The sequence below is a fragment of the Acinetobacter sp. ATCC 27244 genome (genome assembly GCF_000156555.1).
GTDB classification, from domain to species: Bacteria; Pseudomonadota; Gammaproteobacteria; order Pseudomonadales; family Moraxellaceae; genus Acinetobacter; species Acinetobacter haemolyticus.
This window is the reverse complement of the sequence record NZ_GG665962.1, coordinates 81,235-104,250: the sequence shown is the minus strand read 5'-3', so window position 1 is coordinate 104,250 and position 23,016 is coordinate 81,235. Positions and strand designations below refer to the sequence as shown.

Below are 23,016 nucleotides of genomic sequence, written 5' to 3'. Positions count from 1 at the left end.
TAAGCAAGCAACAAGTAAAACCGTTGCTTGCCTCTATACAGATCAGTATATTTTCTTTTTATTTCAGTATTTTAACTATAACAATCACTATTAGATTAGATTTATTTTTTATTTGTTTAATTTTTTTATCTTTGATATGTGAGACTGTTCACAACTTAGTCATAAATTTACAGATACATTTCTATTTGATCATCTGTTTATCCGATTTATTCTTTTAAAATGTTTTTGTTTTCAAGGATAAAGCATGAACAGCATCTCTATTTCACCTAGCCAAATGAGAGTATTTGCTAACTATCAGACTATAGATTTTGACTTTTTTTCTTCTATAATTGTCATAAAGTGACGTCTTTTGTGATGAAAATACAAGTTTTTACAGCTTTTATGGTTGTTCTAAAACCAGACGATTGATCACTATTGTGAATCACTTTTTACATGGAAAAAACAGAACCAATTTGACTTAAAAAATGTATATCCATTGCGATTTATACGGTTAATTTATTATTTGAACAGGCTCAAGCCTATCTCTAAGGAAACAATAGATGGACGTATTAGAGAAAGCACTTTTGGTTGATGAGCTCAAAAGTCTGATTGAGGGGCTCAGTGATGATAAAGCATCACTGTTTGAAATTGCGAAAGCAAAACAACGAATTAAAGATATTTGCGCATCTTGCGACGATCCTACTTTTCAAGATCAAATTACACCGTTCAAGGCATTTATTCAAAATGAAGAGTTTTCCAACGAAGAGTTGAGTCACCATGGTTTTGCCATGACATATCGAGGCACCTATAACTTTATGGGTCGTGTTGAAAATGCATTATTCGCCTCTGGAGATATGGGGTGGGCTGCATTACGACAAGCTCAACTTTGGCAAGTTTGGGTGATTCGTCCAGCATTATCTTTTCTGAAAAGCCCATGGATGCCATCATCTCATGATGCATTACAATGGTTAAAAAACCATGCCAGTGAATACATAAAAACAGATCATGAACTTGAAACGCTGATTCCTGTTTTAGAACCTATACAAGCATCTTCAAATACAAATCACCCAGCTCAAACTGATATCTTATCGGTAATCCGAGAAGAAACAGAGCAATTCCAATCTCAGCTTGACGCAATCATTCAAGAAAAAATTCAGCCAATCACCTCCAAGAGTCACGCTGGCACGCCATCGACTATCAAATCATCTTATCGTAGTCCTAGCAATCTCAACAAAGCGAAACCTGTGACTTTAAATGATTTCAATTTAGATGGCTTTCTCTGTCGCCTAGAACGCGTCAATGCTCGCCATTTTCCATCCTTATATCGTGTTGATATGCACAACGAGATGGATCAAAACATCAAAATTGATTGGTTATATCTCAAAGCGGAAAATGAAGCCCAACCTGTTTGGGAGTCCACACAGATCTTTATTGCTGAGCAACTGTATGCTCAAGGACAATTTTCACATTACGTGGTTTTGGTAGGGACACATAATACTGAATATGCAACGTCTATCTTGCAGTCCTATACCAACCAACAACATACTCAAACCAGCTCTATCCACCAAACCAGCTGGAGAAATTTCAAACAGCATTATCATCAACATGAAAGCTTATTTAATGAATGTATTATGAATGGCAGCTTGATATGGCAACGTGATCAACGTGCTTATCCTTATATTCCAGCATCATTTATCAATACACAAAAATTCATTCCATTTGAAGAAACTGCCGCCACCTTTTTCACACCAGTTATTTTATTAAGAGAACGTCATAAAATCCGTGTGATTCATGGCGCTGAACGCGTCAAACTGTCCAGTGAGGATCAGGCTTATCCTTATTTATTATTAGATCGAGCAGATGGTTATACCTGGCAATTGATTCGCCAAGCGATTAGTCGTTTACCACAACCCATCTCAGTACACGATTTATATCAAGCTTTAGAAAATAGTGCGATCTCTGAGTCTTCTTAAAGAACAGTACCTATTTTTATGGTTTTATTGTATCGACACCGTGATCATTTACACCTTCTAACCAAGCATGATAATAAGGGCCGAGAAATATATTTACTCCGCCCTTTTCCTTGTTTTATATAATTAAATTGCTGTTTTTTGTTTCTGTAACTTGCTTTTGACAGATGAATCATCAAAAGTGAAACCAAGAACAATATATAAAGCATGCATTATGGCAATTTCTATCAGAACGGTATCAACACCTTTATTTTATTGCTTCGCAACATTATCTTTGGCTGCGATCAATACCTGCTATGCAGAAACAGATTTGGATACGATTGTGCAGCAACAAACTCCAACATCTCCCGCTCATACGGCACCTACAGAAAGCTGGTTAGGTTATATTCCCAAATTTGTAGATGCAACACCGACAGTATTCCCTGAGCAATCGAATCAACCCGTTGTGCCACCTATTAAGGAAACAGAAGATAAGACATGGGTGGATAAACAACAACGCTATATTCGTGAATGGGCAGATCGCACGTCAGTGAAAATTGATAATTGGTTTGGTGAAATTGATCCAGATAGACCAGCTTCAGCAACAATTCGCGTCATGCTTGATAATTACTGGAATGAATATGACAACTATGAGGTTAAACCACGTATTCGCGGTAAGATCAAATTACCGACTCTGGAAAAACGCTTAAGCTTAGTTTTTGGCGATGACTCTTTAGATGATGAGTTCGATAATCATATCAGCAGTATTAACCAGCAACCGAATCAAGATCCAGATAAAAGATTTAGCTCAAAACAAACTCGCGATAGTAATGGCTCTGTTGCATTACGTTTCTCTGATTTATCAAAAAGACTCCCCTTTGAAACCAATGCTGATCTTGGTCTCCGGTCTGGTAGTGACATTTATCTGCGATTGAGAGCAAAGAAAAACTGGGAGTTAGAACATGACTTTAGCTTCAATGCTGAACAAATCTATCGTTATGGCAGTAAAAGTGAAAATTATCTACGTACCAATCTAGAACTCATCCATGCTCGTCCGAATCAACCCTTTTTATCCAATCAATTCAGTCTTACTTATGCAGACAAGCAAGATGATGACCTTAGATGGGATAATCGTACCTTCCGTGAACATCAATTCTTTGCGCATAATCGATTTAATTATGGCATCTATACAGGGGGTTACTATAATGATAATGATTTACGCTTAAATAGCTGGGGTCCATTTGTATCATGGCGCCAACCGCTATGGCGTGAATGGTTCTATGTGCAAGGTGACCTAAACTACTTTAATGATCATCGTGAAGATCGTAATCATTATGTGAGTACCTTCCTCCGTCTTGAGACCTTATTCTAACGAAGATGATTTTTTAGACATTACTGTGGATAACTTTAGACTTATCCATAAATATAAAAACCTCTGCCAACAAAGCAGAGGTTTTCCGAATAATTTATTTTACTTCAACAACAACTCATTAATACGCTTCACATAAGCAGCAGGATCTTCAGGTAAACCACCTTCTGCAATCACCGCTTGATCAAAGATTACATTCGCAAGATCATCAAATTGCGCTGAGCTCTCAAGTTTTTTCACCAATGGATGCTCTGGATTAATTTCCAAAGTCGGCTTGACCTCTGGAACTGCTTGCCCTGCTTGCTTCAGCATACGAATCAATTGAGGAGAAAGTTCACCCTCACTGGTGACTAAACACGCAGGAGAGTCAACTAAACGTGTAGTGACACGAACCTCTTTAGTTTTGTCTTTTAATGAGTTACTTAAACGCTCAACGACTGGTTTAAATTGCTCTGCGGCTTCTTCAAGTGCTTTCTTCTCTTCAGCATCTTGTAAATCACCTAAGTCCACGGCGCCTTTAGAGACATTCTGTAATGGTGTACCATCGAACTCATGCACAAAATTCATTGCCCAGTCGTCAACGCGATCTGCCATTAACAATACTTCAATGCCTTTTTTCTTAAATAACTCAAGCTGCGGTGAATTTTTTGCAGCCGTTAAGCTATCGGCAGTCACGTAATAAATTGCTTTCTGCCCTTCTTTCATACGTGCTTTGTAGTCCGCAAAAGAAGTTGAAATCTCATCATTATTTGACGTCGCATAACGTAATAGTTTCAAAATACGTTCACGATTGCCAAAATCTTCACCTAAACCTTCTTTAAGTACAGAACCAAATTCTGAATAGAATTTTTTAAATTTCTCTTGGTCTTTTTCATCTTCTGATTTTGCCAAACCATCTAATAAGGTTAATACACGGCGCGCATTCCCTTCACGAATGGTTTTCACATCACGACTTTCTTGTAGTAATTCACGACTGACATTCAATGGTAAATCGGCACTATCCACTACACCTTGGACAAAACGTAAATAGTTTGGAATCAAGTTGTCTGCTTCATCCATGATGAATACACGTTTTACATACAACTTAATGCCGGCTTTGGCTTCACGAGTAAATAAATCCTGTTTTGCCTGACTTGGGATGTACAGCAATTGCGTATATTCAGTACTTCCCTCTACTCGATTGTGTGTCCAAGCGAGTGGTTCAGCAAAATCATGACTGAGGTTTTTATAGAATTCGATATACTGCTCTTCAGTGATTTCACTCTTACTACGTGTCCATAATGCACTTGCAGAGTTAATTGCTTCCCATTCATCAGTTTTGACCATTTGACCGCCTTTTGGCTCTTCACCCTCAGCGACCTCTTCTTCTTGCCAGACTTCTTTTTGCATTTCAATCGGCAAACTGATGTGGTCTGAATATTTATTAACGATTTGTTTAACTTTCCAAGATTCTAAGTATTCAAGTGCATCATCACGTAAATGTAAAATAATATCGGTACCACGGGTTTCTTTATCGATGCTTTGAACTTCAAACTCACCTGTTCCGCCACTGATCCAGCGTACACCTTCTGCTACATCTAAACCCGCACGACGAGATTCAACGGTAATTTTATCAGCAACAATAAAACCTGAGTAAAAGCCTACACCAAACTGACCAATCAACTGCGCATCTGCTTTTTGATCACCTGTGAGTTTAGACATGAAATCCTTGGTACCTGATTTTGCAATCGTTCCGAGGTTATCGATCGCTTCCTGCTGACTTAAACCAATACCATTATCAGAAATTGTCAGTGTCTTATTGTCTTTATCAAGTGTTACACGCACACGTAAGTTTGGATCATTTTCATAATATTCAGGGTGATTAATCCCCTCAAAGCGTAATTTATCGCAAGCATCTGACGCATTCGAAATGAGTTCACGCAAGAAAATTTCTGGGTTGGAATAGAGAGAATGCGTCACTAAATGCAATAACTGAGCAACTTCAGCTTGGAAACTATAATTCTGTGAGGCTTGTTCACTCATACATCACTCCTTATTTGTGAGGCTTATCTATTTGGAATGATTTATGAATGGTGGATAACTCCAATTTTTCAATGCTTGTTTTTGAATTTTTACATCGAATCAATCCAAAATTAAGATCATAACCACAAAAAAACCTCACATTTGTGAGGTTTTAAAGAACGAATGAAGCTTAGAATTTATAGCTATAACCAAGTGTATATACCATTGGATTGATATCTAAGTCAGTCAGTTTTGTACCATTTAATCTTACTTCAGGCTTTAATTGAGCATAACGTGCATCAAAGAATACCCCCCAATTTTTCGCATCAGCAGGCTGGAAAGTAAAACCGAGTTGCCCTGCAAAACCGAAGTCATCTTTCACTTTAATTTTCTCACCTGATAACGGACCGACTGTTTTTTCATCCCATGCAAGAAATGCGGCTCCCCCCACACCGATATAAGGCGTAAAAGCAGTTGAGTTCTTAAAATTATATTTGGCAGTAATGGTAGGTGGTAAATGTTTGAGCTTCACCACTTTCGTTCCGTCTAAAGAAACATCATGTGATATTGGTGTTGCTAGTAATAATTCAGCTGAGAATGGTGTATCCCCGAAAAAGTACTCGACTGACGGTGTAAAAGCAAATTCATAATCTGCTTTTAAAGTTCCCACATCAGCTATGGTTGTTTTATCTGTTGGAGCAATAACACTTGCTCCGACTTTAAGCTGGAAACCTCCAGCAAAAACAGTTGAAGACATCCCCAATAAACTAACAACTAATAATTTTTTTAACATTTAAATAACCTCTTTAATAAAAAATAAAAACTTACATATTTATAATAATCATGAGTTTTGAAATTATGCAATACATATTAATTCTGACTATTTTAATCATATTTTCAAGCATATGATTCAAAAGGATATATATTTGTAAATATATGTAACAAAAACTAAAACCTAGCATTTTAGTTTGGTTTAAACATATGAAAACCAAGCTTTTTTATCAACTTTAATCATTAAAAACACATCGTTTTAAATAGAATTTATTTTATATATTTTAGTTTAAATTTATAAAAAAAATGAAAAACAAATCACAACAAAGTCAAAAAATGTCACTTTAATACCCAATTATTAAGTTTTTATCTATTTTTATCCTCCATCTTTTAAAATCGTTTCGATTATTAATTAGCGAATAGAAAATATCTTTTAATCTGAGTTTTATACTTTATTATTTCTTAATATAAGAAGGCCCTAAGGAGCCTTCTTGATTCTTTCCTATAGAACCATCGCTGCAATCCATCCAAAAACCAATAATGGCAGATTAAAATGTAAAAATGTCGGGACAACCGTATCTCGCATATGATCATGTTGCCCGTCGATATTTAAACCTGAAGTCGGCCCTAGAGTTGAATCGGATGCTGGTGAGCCTGCATCACCCAAAGCAGCAGCCGTTCCTATAAGCGCAATTGTTGCCATAGGACTAAAACCGAATTGCAAACACAAAGGTACATACATGATTGCCAAAATTGGCACCGTGGAAAATGAAGAACCAATCCCTAAAGTAATCAATAATCCAACCAACAACATCACAAAAGCAGCAAGTGCCTTACTATCCCCAATCCATCCTGCAGTCGCTTTTACCAACTCAGGAACTTGATGTGTTGCCTCAATCACCGCAGCAAAACCTTGAGCTGCAATCATGGTAAAGCCAACCAATGCCATCATTCTCATTCCACTCACGATAACATCGTCAGCTTCTTTCCATTTAAAAATCCCAGCACAACTCAGAATTGCAACACCCACTAATCCAGCAACAATCATAGAATCCGAGTAAAGCTGAACAATAATGGTTGCAATCACGGCAAAAGCTGCCATAAATAAGGTAAATCGTGCAATTTGCGGTGCTTGTTGCTCCTGTGCCATTTCGCCCACGATGCTTCGTGTTACATTATGCAAGGGCTTATCTTCATATACTCGTGGCTTACGGTAGCTCACAAATAAAGCAGTCAACATGCCAAGAAACATCCCCCCCACAGGGATAATCATAGCGCGAGGAATTTGATCATTGCTGATTTGCAAGCCATAACTCTGACCAAAATGATTGATGTTATGTGCGAGAATATCATTCAAAAATATTGCGCCAAATCCCATCGGCAAGAACATATAAGTTGCGACTAAGCCAAATGTAAGCACGCAAGCTACCGCTCTACGGTCTAACCGTAAATGATTAAACACAATGAGTAACGGTGGAATGAGTACAGGAATAAAAGCGATATGTACAGGAATAATATTCTGCGATGCAATAGCAGCGAGTCCGATGGTACTAAAAATGAGAAATTTCACCTGCTTTTGCGCACGAATATCTGCATCATTTTTAAGACTTTTAACCAGTTTATAGGCCAGAAGATCAGGCAATCCCGAACGAGCCAAAGCTAAGGCAAACGCACCTAAAACACCATAAGCGAGTGCGATTTTCGCACCACCACCCAAACCATTGTTGAATGCATCTAAAGTGCCTTGTAGCCCTAAACCAGCCAATAAGCCGCCAGTCAAAGCACCAATGACCAATGCAAATACCACTGGAACACGCCCCAAGGAGAGGCCGAACATGACAGCAACCGCTGCAATAATTGCAAACATAACTCTGAACTAAATGAAACGAGGGCGCCATTTTAGCAGAGTTTAAATTGAGCGATTGCTATCTGGTGTTTTTTATTTATGCATTTTTCACGATAAATTGACGAATATAATCCGCAATTTTTTCAGGTTGACTCAGTACCGCCCAGTGATTTGCATCCAACTCTACATACTCAAAATTTTCAACCCATTTTGGCATTGATTCAGTAATGTATTCTGGACTTACAAAGGCATCACGACGTAATACAATTGCCTGAACAGGACATTGTGCATAGCGCTGACGTGGCTGAGTTAAGGATGGAATAAAGTTAGCACGATACAAATTAATTCCATATTTACCATCCGCAACAATATTTGCATTCAATGGTAAACCTTGCTTCTTCTCAAGACCACTCAAGATTTTCCCCCATCTTTCTGGGCTAAAAAATGTCCATACGGTCGGGGCAAGCAAAGGTAAATGGAATGCGCCGATATACCAAGATTTCGTTAACATTTTCAAAACATTGCTTGGTGCGGATTTGAATTTTTCACGTAAATATAAAGATGCATGATCTAAACAAGGCCCTGAAATCGTTGTATAAGACAACAAACGCCCTTTGAGTTTCGGCTCCGTTGCTGATTCCCATGACTGTAAAGATCCCCAATCATGTGCTGCCATGTGGAAATTACGGTTTGGTAAAACTTGATCAACCACTTCTTGTAGATCTAAAGATAAGCGCGGCAAACGATAATCTTTAATACGTTTTGGAATTGACGATAAGCCCGCACCACGTACGTCATAAGTTACAACAAAGTAATCATTTACTAATTTCTCGATGATCGGTTCCCAAACTTCTTGGTTATCTGGATATCCATGCACCAAAACCAATGGTGTCTTTTGCTGATCTCCCCATGTTTTAACACATAAGGTTTGTTGGTCAGATGTGGTCACTGTTTTTACTTGTACTTGCATAACTTTTTCCCATTTTGTTTTTTAAGTGGCTTGGTCATAAAACAGCCATTGCCAGCGATGCAATAAAAATGATACTTATGGAGTATGAATAGAGTTGCAAGAAAAAAAATTGACCATGAAAGCCTTTTTCAAAAAAATTCGCACCATTCCAGTTGTGTCTAAATTTATCATCAACCATTATTCACCTTATCGTGGTGCTGGTATCGCGATAGACACCATCGACCTAGAGAACTATTTTATTCGCGTCAAAATGCCACTGACACGAAAAAATCGTAATATCGTAGGTACACACTTCGGAGGCAGTCTTTATTCAATGGTTGACCCATTTTATATGCTTCTTCTGATGCATCATCTAGGTCACAAATATATTGTGTGGGATAAAAGTGCTTCGATTAATTTCCTCTCTCCAGGTAGAAATACGGTGTATGCAGACATAGAATTGAGTGCCGATGAAATTGCGGAAATTAAACGCCTGACCGCAAATTATGAACCTGTCTATAGACATTACACTTTGAATATCATTGATGAGGCGGGTACACGAATCGCAGAAGTCGAAAAAGTACTTTATATTCGACGTAAAAAACCCAAAGCCAGTTCAAACCAACGCTGACTCAAAACAAAATGCCTGAAATTTATTTTTTCAGGCATTTTCTTAGCTCTCGTAAAGTGTAGATATATGCTCAACACTATTTCTTTTCTTGGATAGCAGCACCAGCACCACCACCGATTGCACCACCAATCGCAGCGCCTGAGTCACCACCAAAAATTGCTTTTCCAACCACTGAGCCAATACCAGCACCGACTGCACTGCTCGTGGTTGTACTGCTACTACCACCTTTGGCATTTGCACCAACACCTGCGCCTGCTGCGGCACCAACACCTGCACCCAAACCGCCACCGACATGGTTACCTACGCCGCCACCAACTGCTCCGCCTAACGCTGCTGCACCAATACGCTGATCAGATGCACTCATATTTTGACAGCCTGTAAACATCACCGCCGATAACATTAAAGTAGATACTAAACCGATTGTTTTTTTCATGATCGTACTCACTCCTTTTATGCTCTACTGAAAAGCATAATCTTCTTTTATGGGGAATTTGATCACATTGTGTTACCAGTCTGTCCCAATCGATTGATATTTTGTAAAGTCGTTGCCTTGATGATCACATCACTAAAAGCAAAACTGAAAAAGCCCTTATCATCATAAGAGCTTTTGAATTATTTAAGCAGTACTGAGCCGATATTAGTACTTACCTTTTTTCTCACCATAAGCTGCACCAGCACTACCACCTAGCGCACCACCTGTTGCAGCACCAGCTTCACCACCTAATACTGCGCCACCCAACCATGCACCTACGCCAGCACCTATTGCACTATTACGCGTATTCTTACTGTTCGCACCTTTCGTATTCGCAGCAACACCAGCTCCTACAGCAGCACCAAGACCTGCACCTAAATTACCACCTAGATTTTTACCTACAGCACCACCTGCACCACCGCCAATTGCAGCAGCACCAATACGTTTACTTTCTGGACTTGCATGTTGACAACCCGCTAAGATTGTCGATGACATCAATACCGCACCCATTAGAATCATCATTTTTTTCATTTGAAATACTCCGCTTTTATATGCCGCTAGAATAATATGCTTTGATGAAGCTTTTACTCAGATCAAGTAACCAAATGCGAGTGCTATACCCTTTTTTTGTAATATTTTGCTCGTATTTTCTCCATTAAAAAAGGCACCCGAAGGTGCCTTTTTAATTCGTTAAGACTTAGAACTGGTCTGAGTTCAACGCTTGACTAAATGCTTGGTCAACTTCACTAAAATCATTATGAAGTTCAAATTCAGCAGCTTCTGCTTCTTGACGACGACGCTCTAAGTGATACGCAAGACCTGTACCCGCTGGGATCAAGCGACCCACAACAACGTTTTCTTTCAAGCCACGTAAGTCATCTTCTTTACCTGTTACAGCCGCTTCAGTTAACACACGTGTGGTTTCCTGGAACGATGCAGCAGAGATGAACGAGTCAGTAGACAGCGATGCTTTGGTAATACCCATTAACTGACGTTCAAACTTCGCTGGGAACTTGTTCTGAGCCAACACAGCTTGGTTCTCTTGAACAACGCGGATGTAATCCACTTGCTCACCTTTGATGAAGCTTGTATCACCGCCATCAGTAATATCAACTTTACGCAACATTTGACGTACAACAACTTCAATATGCTTATCGTTGATTTTTACACCTTGGAGACGGTAAACGTCTTGAACTTCGTTCACGATGTAGTTAGTTAATGCCACTTCACCTTTCAAACGTAAAATGTCATGTGGGTTTTGTGGACCATCAGAAATGGTTTCACCACGGTTTACATGCTCACCTTCGAACACGTTGATTTGACGCCATTTAGGAATCAATTCTTCGTAGATCTCTGAACCGTCATCCGGTGTAATCACTAAACGGTTCTTACCTTTGGTTTCTTTACCGAAGCTTACAACACCTGATACTTCTGCAAGGATCGCATGTTCTTTCGGCTTACGTGCTTCAAACAAGTCAGCTACACGTGGAAGACCACCGGTAATATCACGCGTACGTGAAGTTTCTTGTGGTACACGACCAATAACGTCACCCACACCAATCGTTTCGCCATCACGGACTGTTACGATTGTGTTCTGTGGCAAGAAGTAGAACTGTTCACCGCCATCAGTTGTATCCAACACGATTGCAGGACGTAAATCTTTACCAGAAGCAGGACGCGCTGTTACAGGCAAGATTTCAACAGTGGTCATACCTGTTGCATCATCAGTTTTCGATGTCGCAGTTACGCCATCAGCGATCTGGCTGAAACGTGCTTTACCTGCAACCTCAGTAACAAGTGGATGGGTATGTGGATCCCAAGTCGCTACGATACCACCAGCTTCTACAGACTCACCATCTTTGATTAAGATGCTTGCACCATAAGGAAGCTTATAACGCTCACGCTCACGACCTAAGTCATCCGCAATACCAATTTCGCCTGAACGCGAAACTGACACTAAGTGACCTTTGGCATGCTGTACAGTTTTCACGTTGTGGAAACGTACAGTACCTTTGTTACGAACTTGAACACTGTTCGCAGCAGAAGTTCGGCTCGCAGCACCACCGACGTGGAAGGTACGCATCGTTAACTGTGTACCTGGCTCACCAATTGACTGCGCAGCCATAACACCCACAGACTCACCTGGATTTACCAAGTGACCACGTGCAAGGTCACGACCATAACAACGTGCACACACACCGAATGTAGATTCACAAGCGATTACAGAACGTACTTTAACTTCATCGACACCCGCTTCTTCAAGCTGAGCAGCGATTTTCTCGTCAATGAGCGTACCACGAGGTAATACTACTTCATCATCAGAAGCACGACGTACATCTTCAGCTGTTACACGACCTAATACACGGTCACGTAATGGCTCGATGACATCACCACCCTGAATGAACGGAGTCATCACTAAACCACCTGCTGTACCACAGTCAGGTTCAGTAATTACCAAGTCTTGCGCTACGTCTACAAGACGACGAGTCAAGTAACCAGAGTTTGCAGTTTTCAATGCCGTATCGGCCAAACCTTTACGTGCACCGTGTGTCGAGATGAAGTACTGAAGTACTGTCAAACCTTCACGGAAGTTTGCTTTAATTGGGGTTTCAATGATCGAACCGTCTGGTTTCGCCATCAAACCACGCATACCTGCAAGCTGACGAATCTGAGCTGCCGAACCACGGGCACCTGAGTCAGACATCATGTAGATACTGTTGAATGATTTCTGCTTCTCATCTTCACCTTGTTTGTTTTTAACAAGTGTATAAGACAAGTTATCCATCATCGCTTTAGCAACTTGGTCATTGGTACGCGCCCAAATATCGACCACTTTGTTATAACGTTCACCAGCAGTTACGAAACCTTGCTCAAACTGTTGTTCGATTTCACGAACTTCTGTTTCTGCCTTGTCAATAATAACTTGTTTAGTTGGTGGAATTAACATGTCTTCCATACCAACAGATACACCTGAGCGCGTCGCTTGACGGAAGCCCAAATACATCAATTGGTCAGCGAAGATAACAGTGTCTTTCAAACCAAGCTTACGGTAGCAAGAGTTGATTAACTTCGAGATGTTTTTCTTAGTCATCTCAAGGTTGATCATATCGAAGCTTAAACCTTGTGGAACAACTTCCCACAACAAGCAACGACCAGGTGTCGTATCAACAATAATAGTTTGTTGTTCACGCTCACCATTTTCATCAATTACAGTTTGGTGTACACGTACTTTAACACGTGCATGGATCGCAACCTTGCCAGTCGCCAACGCACGGTTCACTTCGTGAGTATCAGCAAACACCATGCCTTCACCTTTGGCATTTACCGCATCACGCGTGATGTAGTAAAGACCCAAGACCACGTCCTGAGAAGGAACGATGATCGGCTCACCGTTTGCTGGTGACAAGATGTTGTTTGTTGACATCATCAACGCACGCGCTTCTAGCTGTGCTTCAAGTGTCAATGGAACGTGTACCGCCATTTGGTCACCATCGAAGTCGGCGTTAAACGCAGCACATACGAGTGGGTGAAGACGGATCGCCTTACCTTCGATCAGAATAGGTTCAAACGCTTGAAGACCCAAACGGTGAAGTGTTGGCGCACGGTTCAACATCACTGGATGTTGACGAATCACGGAAGCAAGAACGTCCCAAACTTCTGGCGTCTCACGCTCAACCATTTTCTTCGCAGCTTTAATGGTAGTCGCCTGACCTGAAGCTTGTAGTTTCGCGAAAATGAATGGCTTGAATAATTCAAGTGCCATTTTCTTCGGAAGACCACATTGATGAAGACGTAAAGTAGGACCTACAGTAATTACCGAACGACCAGAATAGTCAACACGCTTACCTAACAAGTTTTGACGGAAACGACCTTGTTTACCTTTGATCATATCTGCCAAAGATTTCAATGGACGTTTGTTCGAACCTGTAATCGCACGACCACGACGACCATTATCAAGCAACGCATCAACAGACTCTTGTAACATACGTTTTTCGTTACGTACGATGATGTCTGGCGCAGCAAGGTCAAGAAGGCGCTTCAAACGGTTGTTACGGTTGATCACACGACGATATAAATCGTTCAAGTCTGAAGTCGCGAAACGACCACCTTCAAGTGGTACAAGCGGACGTAAGTCTGGTGGAAGTACAGGAAGTACATTCATCACCATCCATTCAGGCTTATTGTTCGAATCTTTGAATGCTTCCATCAACTTCAAACGCTTAGACGCTTTTTTAAGTTTCGTCTCAGAAGTTGTTTGCGGAATTTCTTCACGTAAACGAGCAATCTCAGCTTCAAGATCGATATCTTTTAATAAATCCTGAACTGCTTCTGCACCCATTTTCGCAGTGAATTCATCACCGTGTTCTTCAAGTGCATTGTAGTATTCTTCGTCTGTTAAAAGTTGATACTTTTCAAACGGAGTCATACCAGGATCAGTAACAACATAAGATTCGAAATACAATACACGCTCGATATCACGTAATGTCATATCAAGAAGTAAACCGATACGGCTCGGTAATGATTTCAAGAACCAAATATGTGCAACTGGTGATGCAAGGTCAATATGACCCATACGCTCACGACGAACTTTTGCTGTTGTAACTTCAACGCCACATTTTTCACAAATGACGCCTTTGTATTTCATACGCTTGTATTTACCACACAAGCATTCGTAATCTTTTACTGGACCAAAAATTTTGGCACAGAACAAACCGTCACGTTCAGGTTTAAAAGTACGGTAGTTAATGGTTTCAGGCTTTTTAACTTCACCGTGAGACCATGACTTAATCATCTCTGGCGACGCAAGACCAATACGGATACGGTCAAATTCAACGGGTGCATGACCTTCTGAATCCGTTTTCTTACGCATGATATCGAGCAAGTCTTTCAATTTTTTTCTCCGTGTGTCGAGGAGCTACACTCACTCAACTGGGTCACAAATATTGTTTTTTAACTGAATAATCCTCCCTCAGTCCCTCCTTTTTCTAAGGAGGGAAGCCCCTACTCTTTCGAGTGGGAACTCCCCCTTTCATAAAGGGGGCTGAGGGGGGATTAATGGCTAATTAGTCACCATTTTTCAGTTCAATGTTGATACCTAAAGAACGGATCTCTTTGGTCAATACGTTGAACGATTCAGGCATACCCGGATCCATATAATGGTTACCATCTACAATATTCTTATAGATGCGTGTACGACCTTCAACGTCATCCGACTTCACAGTAAGCATTTCTTGAAGCGTATATGCTGCACCGTATGCTTCAAGTGCCCATACCTCCATCTCACCGAAACGCTGACCACCGAATTGTGCTTTACCACCAAGCGGCTGTTGTGTCACTAGTGAGTAAGAACCAGTTGAACGCGCATGCATCTTGTCATCAACCAAGTGGTTCAATTTGAGCATGTACATATAACCGACAGTTACAGGACGATCAAACTGTTCACCAGTACGACCATCAAACAATACGGTTTGACCAGTACGTGGCAATTCAGCAAGCTCAAGTAACTCTTTAATTTGACTTTCTTCAGCACCATCAAATACTGGTGTCGCCAAAGGCACACCTGCACGCAGGTTACCTGCAAGTTTTAAAACTTCTTCGTCGGTTAAGCTATCAAGATCTTCTTGTTCGCCACCAACTTTGTTGTAAATCTTGTCGAGGAACGCACGCAATTCAGCAATAGTACGTTGCTGTTGGAGCATCTTATCAATTTGCTCACCCAGACCTTTTGCCGCCATACCCAAGTGAGTTTCAAGAATCTGACCCACGTTCATACGTGATGGTACACCCAATGGGTTCAATACGATATCAACTGGCACACCGTGAATATCATGCGGCATGTCTTCTACAGGTAAGATGTTTGATACCACACCCTTGTTACCGTGACGACCCGCCATCTTATCACCAGGCTGAATACGACGCTTAACCGCAAGGTAAACCTTAACAACTTTTAATACACCCGTTGTTAATTCATCACCTGTAGAAAGCTTACGCTTCTTCTCTGCAAATTTCTCATCGATTTCGATGCTCTTCTCTTTCAAGAACACTTGAATTTGCGTTAAACGTTCAGCAATCGCTTCATCAGCTGGTTGGATTTCAAGTAAATCAACAAGCTCTAAACCAGACAATACATCTTCTGAGAGTTTATCGCCGCGCTTAGTTGTACCGCCACCATTTGACTCTTGACCTTTCAACAAGCGAACAATACGTTCACGTGCTGCTTCTTCGAAGATTTTGTATTCTTCTTTCAAGTCTTTACGGTAGGCATCAAGTTGAGCTTTCTCAATTGCTTGAGCACGCTCGTCCTTTTCTAAACCATCACGTGTGAAGACTTGAACGTCAATCACTGTACCTTTGGTACCAGACGGAACACGCAAAGATGAATCTTTTACGTCTGCCGCTTTTTCACCAAAGATTGCGCGAAGTAATTTTTCTTCAGGTGTTAACTGAGTTTCACCTTTAGGCGTTACCTTACCAACTAGGATATCACCCGCAGTCACTTCAGCACCGATATAAACAATACCTGACTCATCCAATTTAGACAGTGCAGCTTCACCAACGTTAGGAATATCGGCAGTAATTTCTTCTGCACCTAACTTAGTATCACGTGCTACACATGACAATTCTTGAATGTGAATCGACGTTAAACGATCTTCTTGAAGAACACGCTCAGAAAGTAAAATCGAGTCTTCATAGTTATAACCGTTCCATGTCATGAACGCGACGCGCATGTTTTGACCCAGCGCAAGTTCACCCATGTCAGTCGAAGGACCGTCAGCCAAGATATCACCACGAGCAACTTTGTCGCCCAAGTTCACGATAACGTTTTGGTTGATACATGTGTTTTGGTTTGAACGTGTATATTTGATCAGGTTATAGATATCTACACCTGCTTCACCCGCAATCATTTCATCTTCGTTGACACGAATAACGATACGAGATGCATCTACATACTCAATCGCACCACCACGGTTTGCGATCACACACACACCCGAGTCGCGCGCTACGTTCGCTTCCATACCTGTACCAACAAGCGGCTTGTCAGCACGTAATGTAGGAACAGCCTGACGTTGCATGTTCGAACCCATCAATGCACGGTTCGCATCATCGTGTTCAAGGAATGGAATCAATGATGCCGCAACTGATACTACCTGCTGTGCAGAAACGTCCATATGCGTTACGCGTTCAGGCGACATACGTACGAATTCACCTTGATGACGCACAGAAACCATTTCTTCAGTTAAATTACCATCTTTATCAACTGCAGAGTCGGCTTGTGCAATGACAGTCCCTACTTCTTCAATTGCAGATAAGTATTCAACGTCATCTGTTACACGGCCATCTACAACTTTACGATACGGTGTTTCCAAGAAACCGAAGTCGTTCGCTTTTGCATACACAGAAAGCGAGTTGATCAAACCAATGTTTGGACCTTCAGGCGTTTCAATCGGACAAACACGACCATAGTGAGTTTGGTGTACGTCACGTACTTCGAAGCCCGCACGCTCACGCGTCAAACCACCAGGACCAAGCGCAGACACACGACGTTTGTGTGTAATCTCAGATAATGGGTTGTTTTGGTCCATGAACTGAGATAACTGGCTTGAACCAAAGAATTCTTTGATCGCAGCAGCAACTGGTTTTGCGTTGATTAAATCTTGCGGAGACAAGTTATCTGTTTCTGCTTGGCTCAAGCGCTCTTTAACAGCACGTTCAACACGCACTAAACCAACACGGAATTGGTTTTCTGTCATTTCGCCAACAGAACGTACACGACGGTTACCTAAGTGATCGATATCATCGACTTCACCTTTACCGTTACGGATTTCCACCAATGTACGAAGTACATCAATGATATCGTCGTGTGATAAAATACCTTCAACTTCACGAGACTTCTGATCAGTACCCACTTCGTAAGGACGACCCAAACGACGGTTGAACTTCATACGACCCACTGGAGACAGGTCATAACGCTCAGAAGAGAAGAACAAGTTATTAAATAAGTTTTCAGCAGCTTCTTTCGTTGGCGGCTCACCTGGACGCATGACTTTATAGATTTCAACAAGTGCTTCTTCACGACCTGTTGTTGTATCTGCACGTAAAGTATCCGCAACGAAAGGACCACGATCGATATCGTTGGTGAACAGAATATTAAACTGTTTCACGCCGCCTTCAGCGATTTTCACCATCACTTCATGGCTAAGCACCGTATTTGCAGGAATTACATCACCATCTTTCAATGTGATATCTTCAGCTGTAATACGCTCATACAAGTATTCATCAGGTACTGAAAGCTTCGCTAAGTTCGCTGCTTCCATTTGACGTACGTGACGTGCATTAATACGTTTGCCTTGTTCAACAATCGCTTTGCCATCGTTATCTAAGATATCAAATTGCGCCATCTCACCACGTAGGCGATCTGGAACGAGATCAATTTGATAGCTGCCCATATCTAAATAGACAGGTACTTTTTCGTAGAACAAATTCAGGATTTGCTCATTGGTATAATTTAAAGCACGTAAAATCACAGTCGCCAATAATTTACGACGACGGTCAATACGTACGAATACTAAATCTTTAGCATCAAATTCGAAATCTAACCATGAACCACGGTAAGGGATAATACGTGCTGAATACAACACTTTACCGCTTGAGTGGGTCTTACCCTTGTCATGATCAAAGAATACGCCTGGCGAACGGTGTAATTGAGATACGATTACACGCTCAGTACCGTTAATAACGAATGTACCGTTATCGGTCATGAGTGGCATTTCACCCATGTAAACTTCTTGTTCACGAACGTCTTTAATTGATTTGGTTTCGCGATCTTTAATGATCAAACGAATTTTTACGCGCATTGGTGCCGCATAAGTTGAACCACGTAAAATACATTCACGTACGTCAAACTCTGGTTTACCAAGACTATACTCAACAAATTCTAAAGCAGCATTGCCAGAATAACTTTCAATAGGAAAAACTGAACGAAATGCGGCTTGGAGACCGATATCTTCGCGATTTTTTGGAGTTTTGCCACCTTGTAAGAAAGTACGGTACGAATCGACTTGAATCGAAAGTAAGTACGGTGCTTCCATTACGTGGGGCAATTTACCAAAATTCTTACGAATCCGTTTCTTTTCGGTATATGAGTATGCCATCTGGAGTCCTCGGAAAGTAAACTAAGCCGCCTGCAGAACGGGCTTAGAAGGAATTACGCAAGCCGATATGGCCACCACTGTTTACAAATGCTGCAATTTTTAGTGGTATTAAAACGCTTAACAATATTTTTATAAGCAAAAAAATATTGGTAAGCGTTTGATATTTAGCCGTTTGTTCTAATTATATGCGTCAAAAACGCAAAACTAACAAAAAACGAGCCGATTATTGTAACGCAAAAAGGCTGATGACCCAAGAGCCATCAGCCATTTTTTGGAGCCGATTTTCAAAAAATCGACTCCCTACAGCATTACTTAAGTGTAACTGTAGCACCAGCTTCTTCAAGCTTCTTCTTAAGTTCTTCGCCTTCTTCTTTAGAAACGCCTTCTTTAAGAACAGCAGGAGCGCCTTCAACAAGATCTTTAGCTTCTTTAAGACCAAGGCCAGTAGCTTCACGAACTGCTTTAATTACAGCAACTTTGTTAGCACCGAAAGAAGTCAACTCAACGTTGAATTCAGTTTGTTCTTCAGCAGCAGCAGCGCCAGCACCTGGAGCAGCAGCTACAGCTACAGCAGCAGCAGATACGTTAAATTTTTCTTCGAAAGCAGAAATTAATTCAACAAGTTCAAGAACTGTTTTTTCAGCAACTGCGTTTAAGATTTCTTCGTTTGTTAAAGCCATGAGAATAACTCCAAATGGATATTGAATGGTGTGAAAATAGGATTAAGCCGCTTCTGACTCGTTTTTCTCTTTGAGCGCTGTAATGAGGCGACCCAATTTCGAAATAGGAGCTTGAAGAACAGAGGCAAGCATAGTAAGCGCTTTCTCTTGGTTCGGAAGGTTTGCAATTACGCTAACTTCAGCACCTTTATAAAGCTTGCCATCAAATGCAGCTGCTTTAAGTTCAAATGCTTTATTAGTTTTCGCAAATTCTTCGAACAAGCGTGCAGCAGCACCCATGTCGTCTTCAGAAGTAGAGAAACCGAGAATTGTTGGACCAACAAGGTCGTCATTCAAGATATCAAATTGAGTACCTTCAAATGAACGCTTAGCCAAAGTGTTACGCACGATACGTGTAGTAACACCTAACTTACGAGCTTCAACACGAAGTGTTGTTAATTGCTCTACAGTTAAGCCTTGATAGTCAGCAACAACGGCAGAGAACGCTTTAGAAGCAACTTCGTTTACTTCTGCAACGATCTGTTTTTTGTCTTCGATAAGAAGAGCCATCGTAAAACCTCCTAACGGTGATTTATGCATCCCAAAAGATGCACTCCCAATTCGTAAGTCTGACTAAGACTTACACGCGGAGGAGGAATAAATCACACCACCGCGTCTACTCAGACTGGAAGATTAAGAAAAACATTCGAAAATATTTCTCGCCTGAGGTCTTTGACGCTGATAAATATTCATTTATCAATTCAAAGTTTGCTTAGACTTTTTCAAAGAAAAAGTCTAAGGCTTTAAAATTCTGTCTAATTACTTAGAAACGTTGCTTACGTCAACGATCAAACCAGGACCCATAGTTGAGCTCAAAGTGATCTTTTTAACGTATACACCTTTAGACGTTGCAGGCTTTAAGCGTTTTAAATCTGCAATTAAAGTTTCAACGTTTTGACGTACTGCTTCTTCGCTAAAACCAAGCTGACCGATTGCAGCGTGGATGATACCTGCTTTGTCTACACGGTAACGTGCTTGACCAGACTTCGCATTCTTAACCGCGTTAGCAACGTCAGGCGTTACTGTACCCACTTTAGGGTTTGGCATTAAGCCACGTGGACCAAGAATAGTACCTAACTTACCAACAACGCGCATTGCATCTGGAGCAGCAATTACGACATCAAAGTCAAGATTTCCACCTTGAATGCTTTCAGCAAGGTCATCAAAACCAACAACGTCAGCACCTGCTTCTTTCGCAGCTTCAGCAGCAGCGCCTTGAGCAAAAACTGCAACACGTACAGTTTTACCTGTACCTGCTGGTAAAGTTGTCGCACCACGAACAACCTGATCAGATTTACGTGGGTCTACGCCAAGGTTTACAGCGATATCTAAAGATTCTTTGAACTTCGCAGCTGGTAAGCTGTTAAGAACTTGTACTGCTTCTTCCAAAGTGTAAACTTTGTTTGCTTCTACAGCTGCAGCAATGGCTTTTTGACGTTTAGTTAACTTTGCCATGTCTTATAGCTCCACTTCCAAGCCCATAGAACGTGCAGAACCAGCAATGGTGCGCACACGAGCGTCTAAATCAGCACCAGTTAAGTCTGGTTCTTTAGTAGTCGCGATTTCTTCTAATTGAGCACGAGTCAACTTACCAACTTTAGTTTTGTTTGGTACAGAAGAACCCTTTTGAATACCAGCAGCTTTCTTAAGAAGAATAGATGCAGGTGGAGTTTTCATGATGAATGTGAACGACTTATCGTTGTACACAGTGATCACGACAGGAATTGGCAAACCAACTTCAAGTTTTTGTGTAGCAGCATTGAATTCTTTACAGAATGCCATGATGTTTACACCACGTTGACCTAAAGCAGGACCAATTGGTGGAGATGGATTTGCTTTACCAGCTGGAACTTGCAGCTTGATATAGCCGTCAATCTTCTTAGCCATTGAAAATTACCTCTGGGTACAAGCGCCGCTAGGCTCCCCAAAAATTAAACAACACCGAAGTGTTAGAACAACAATGCCCGATCAAATCGGGCGCTTCTCAACCAGTTCAAATTAAACTGTTTTTTCGACTTGACGAAATTCCAGCTCAACCTGAGTAGGTCGATTAAATACATTAATTGTCAACGTTAAACGTGACTTATCGTATTGAACTTCCTCCACGACCCCTTTAAAGTCAGTGAACGGACCATCAATAACGAGCAATTCTTCACCTGGTTCAAACATCGTCTTAGGACGAGGTGCTTCACCAAGATTACGTACACGAGCAAGAATCGCATCAGCTTCACGCTGAGTGATTGGCGCAGGTTTTTCTGGTGTTCCACCAATAAAACCAAGAACTTTTGGACACTCTTTCACGATGTGCCAAGTATCATCATTCATTTCCATTTCGACTAACACATAGCCAGGAAAGAATTTACGCTCAGACTTGCGCTTTTTACCGTCCTTCATTTCAACTACTTCTTCAGTAGGAACAAGAACTTCACCAAAGCTATCAGCTACCGTGCTACGTTGAATACGTTCATTAAGCGAACGCATCACTTGCTTTTCAAAACCTGAATAGGCATGAATAATATACCAACGCTTCATCGCACCTTACCCGATAATTAACTTAATAAACCAGCCCAACCCGTAATCAAAACACCACAATACGATTGCTGTTACAATTACAACCACAAGAACTTGCCACGAGGTGGTCATCGTCTCTTGTTTTGTCGGCCAAGCCACTCGACGTAGTTCTATCCGCGCATCTAGCAATAAACGCACAAAGCCTTTACCTTGATGGGTGGCGTATAATAAACCTAAAGCGACCGCGATACAAGCCAAAATTACCCCAATGCGCACCCAAATATCATTTGCTGGTGCCCAATAGGCAGGTAAATGCTGATTTACCATTGCTGAACCAATCAGCAAAGTCAATGCAATCAACCATAAGACAACATCTAATGGAGAACCTGAGCTTACAATTTCTGCAGCGTTATTTCTTTGAGGGATTGGCGCGTCGCTCGATGCGTCACGCGATTTATCATTCGACATTTTTTTACTCGTCGTAGAATTCGCGACTTATTATATGACAACTTAGCCAGAATCAAGCGTTTTTATTTAAAAAAAGTGGCAGGTCAGGAGGGACTCGAACCCCCAACATTCGGTTTTGGAGACCGACGCTCTACCAATTGAACTACTGACCTATGATGCAAATCGAAAGCCGAAGCTTCCGATTTGAGTTTCATAATCT

At 41.1% G+C, this 23,016-nt stretch carries 17 protein-coding genes and 1 tRNA gene; 3 read left to right on the top strand and 15 right to left on the bottom strand.

The window, feature by feature from the left end; all coding sequences use genetic code 11:
• Positions 1–539 precede the first annotated feature (539 nt).
• Both HMPREF0023_RS12515 and HMPREF0023_RS12510 read left to right on the top strand, forming a co-directional pair.
• Complete coding sequence (locus HMPREF0023_RS12515; protein ID WP_005087976.1) at positions 540–1,952, top strand: hypothetical protein; 1,413 nt, start codon at positions 540–542, stop codon at positions 1,950–1,952.
• A gap of 211 nt (positions 1,953–2,163) precedes the next feature.
• Positions 2,164–3,300 carry a hypothetical protein gene (locus HMPREF0023_RS12510; RefSeq protein WP_005087974.1) on the top strand — a complete coding sequence of 379 codons (1,137 nt, stop codon included), beginning with the start codon at positions 2,164–2,166 and terminating at the stop codon, positions 3,298–3,300.
• Positions 3,301–3,399: 99 nt separating this feature from the next.
• Here the strand turns inward: HMPREF0023_RS12510 and htpG are convergent, their stop codons facing one another.
• The 4 genes from htpG to HMPREF0023_RS12490 all read right to left on the bottom strand — a co-directional run bounded on the left by htpG (position 3,400) and on the right by HMPREF0023_RS12490 (position 8,885).
• A complete protein-coding gene (gene htpG / locus HMPREF0023_RS12505; RefSeq protein WP_005087967.1) occupies positions 3,400–5,319 on the bottom strand; it encodes a molecular chaperone HtpG in 1,920 nt (639 codons plus the stop codon).
• Between the two features lie 169 nt (positions 5,320–5,488).
• Positions 5,489–6,091 carry an OmpW/AlkL family protein gene (locus HMPREF0023_RS12500; protein ID WP_005087965.1) on the bottom strand — a complete coding sequence of 201 codons (603 nt, stop codon included), beginning with the start codon at positions 6,089–6,091 and terminating at the stop codon, positions 5,489–5,491.
• 480 nt (positions 6,092–6,571) lie between these two features.
• On the bottom strand, positions 6,572–7,936 hold the full coding sequence (locus tag HMPREF0023_RS12495; RefSeq protein ID WP_005087963.1) for a Na+/H+ antiporter family protein: 1,365 nt from the start codon (positions 7,934–7,936) through the stop codon (positions 6,572–6,574).
• Between the two features lie 76 nt (positions 7,937–8,012).
• Positions 8,013–8,885, bottom strand: a complete 873-nt coding sequence (locus HMPREF0023_RS12490; protein WP_005087961.1) for an alpha/beta fold hydrolase — start codon at positions 8,883–8,885, stop codon at positions 8,013–8,015.
• Between the two features lie 94 nt (positions 8,886–8,979).
• Between HMPREF0023_RS12490 and HMPREF0023_RS12485 the strand changes: the two genes are divergently transcribed.
• Complete coding sequence (locus HMPREF0023_RS12485; protein ID WP_004637647.1) at positions 8,980–9,495, top strand: DUF4442 domain-containing protein; 516 nt, start codon at positions 8,980–8,982, stop codon at positions 9,493–9,495.
• Between the two features lie 76 nt (positions 9,496–9,571).
• On the opposite strand, the gene HMPREF0023_RS12480 is transcribed toward HMPREF0023_RS12485, so the two are convergent.
• From HMPREF0023_RS12480 to HMPREF0023_RS12430, 11 genes are all read right to left on the bottom strand, one after another.
• Positions 9,572–9,928, bottom strand: coding sequence for a YMGG-like glycine zipper-containing protein (locus HMPREF0023_RS12480; RefSeq protein ID WP_004637646.1), 357 nt, complete (start codon positions 9,926–9,928; stop codon positions 9,572–9,574).
• Positions 9,929–10,132: 204 nt separating this feature from the next.
• Positions 10,133–10,498 carry a hypothetical protein gene (locus tag HMPREF0023_RS12475; RefSeq protein ID WP_004637645.1) on the bottom strand — a complete coding sequence of 122 codons (366 nt, stop codon included), beginning with the start codon at positions 10,496–10,498 and terminating at the stop codon, positions 10,133–10,135.
• Positions 10,499–10,664: 166 nt separating this feature from the next.
• Positions 10,665–14,858, bottom strand: coding sequence for a DNA-directed RNA polymerase subunit beta' (rpoC, locus tag HMPREF0023_RS12470; RefSeq protein WP_004637644.1), 4,194 nt, complete (start codon positions 14,856–14,858; stop codon positions 10,665–10,667).
• A gap of 172 nt (positions 14,859–15,030) precedes the next feature.
• Positions 15,031–19,119 (bottom strand): DNA-directed RNA polymerase subunit beta, encoded by a 4,089-nt coding sequence (gene rpoB / locus HMPREF0023_RS12465; protein ID WP_004637643.1) that lies wholly within the window; start codon positions 19,117–19,119, stop codon positions 15,031–15,033.
• A gap of 308 nt (positions 19,120–19,427) precedes the next feature.
• Complete coding sequence (gene rplL, locus HMPREF0023_RS12460) at positions 19,428–19,799, bottom strand: 50S ribosomal protein L7/L12 (RefSeq protein ID WP_004637642.1); 372 nt, start codon at positions 19,797–19,799, stop codon at positions 19,428–19,430.
• A gap of 42 nt (positions 19,800–19,841) precedes the next feature.
• The gene (gene rplJ, locus HMPREF0023_RS12455; RefSeq protein WP_004876417.1) at positions 19,842–20,348 is read right to left on the bottom strand and encodes a 50S ribosomal protein L10; all 507 of its coding nucleotides are present in this window, start codon (positions 20,346–20,348) and stop codon (positions 19,842–19,844) included.
• 249 nt (positions 20,349–20,597) lie between these two features.
• A complete protein-coding gene (rplA, locus tag HMPREF0023_RS12450; protein WP_004637640.1) occupies positions 20,598–21,293 on the bottom strand; it encodes a 50S ribosomal protein L1 in 696 nt (231 codons plus the stop codon).
• A gap of 3 nt (positions 21,294–21,296) precedes the next feature.
• Positions 21,297–21,725 (bottom strand): 50S ribosomal protein L11, encoded by a 429-nt coding sequence (rplK, locus tag HMPREF0023_RS12445; RefSeq protein WP_004637639.1) that lies wholly within the window; start codon positions 21,723–21,725, stop codon positions 21,297–21,299.
• 111 nt (positions 21,726–21,836) lie between these two features.
• Entirely contained in the window at positions 21,837–22,370 is a 534-nt protein-coding gene (nusG, locus tag HMPREF0023_RS12440; RefSeq protein WP_004637638.1) for a transcription termination/antitermination protein NusG, read from the bottom strand.
• A gap of 6 nt (positions 22,371–22,376) precedes the next feature.
• Positions 22,377–22,817 carry a preprotein translocase subunit SecE gene (gene secE / locus HMPREF0023_RS12435; protein ID WP_004637637.1) on the bottom strand — a complete coding sequence of 147 codons (441 nt, stop codon included), beginning with the start codon at positions 22,815–22,817 and terminating at the stop codon, positions 22,377–22,379.
• Between the two features lie 76 nt (positions 22,818–22,893).
• A tRNA-Trp gene (locus tag HMPREF0023_RS12430) sits at positions 22,894–22,969 on the bottom strand.
• Between the last annotated feature and the right edge of the window lie 47 nt (positions 22,970–23,016).